We start from the raw sequence: 733 nt of genomic DNA, 5'->3' as shown, positions 1-733 counted from the left end.
CAGTGTGTAGAATCATTCCTTCTGGAATGTGATAATGTATTTTTGCTTTATTCAATGTTTGAATGACACAATCCACAGTCATTCGTTTTGAAAATGTATAACTAATAATTTTTTTCGTGTGTAAATCCATGATTGAAGATAAGTAACACCAACCATTTTTCTTAGTAGGAATGTACGTAATGTCAGCTGCCCATTTCTCACAGATCGTTTCAGTAGAAAAGTCCTGATTTAAGAGATTCTCTTTTGAAATGATCGGTTTATTAGACCTTTGAGGTCTATATTTTTTAACTACAATCGACCTTAAATTTAATTGTTTCATTAGCTTTTGGACATGTTTAAGAGATACTGAAATCCCTTCTTTTAATAAAACTTGATGGATCTTTGTGGCACCATAGCGTTGTTTATTCGTAAAAAAAATTGTTGAAATCTTCTTTTTCAACTTATTATTTCTGATTTCTGTAGCTGTCAACGGTTTATTCTTATAAAAATAATAGACACTTCTAGGGATTTCTAATAACCGACACAACAAAGAAACAGTGTAATCCTTACACCATTTTTCAATAAATTGAACAAGCGAATTTAGGTTTTCCGAGAGAATATGGCTGCGGCTTTTTTTAAGATTTCAAGTTCCTCATTTAAACGAGCATTTTCTTTTCTCAGTTCAGCTACTTCTTTTCCAGTCAGTCCTGTGGACTGATCAGGTAAATATAAATTCTTCCATTTGTAAATCGTT

1 protein-coding gene is annotated in these 733 nt (G+C 31.7%); it reads right to left on the bottom strand.

Annotated features, from left to right (window positions below; all coding sequences use genetic code 11):
• The coding region (locus ED2_RS14520) for an IS3 family transposase (RefSeq protein ID WP_255209485.1) at positions 1-562 on the bottom strand (562 nt) is incomplete at its 3' end.
• Positions 563-733: the final 171 nt, after the last annotated feature.

It is taken from the genome of Enterococcus durans NBRC 100479 = LMG 10746 (assembly GCF_001544215.1).
In the GTDB taxonomy this organism is placed as follows: Bacteria; Bacillota; Bacilli; order Lactobacillales; family Enterococcaceae; genus Enterococcus_B; species Enterococcus_B durans.
The sequence above is the reverse complement of the archived record's forward strand: the minus strand, read 5'-3'. Positions and strand labels throughout refer to the sequence as shown.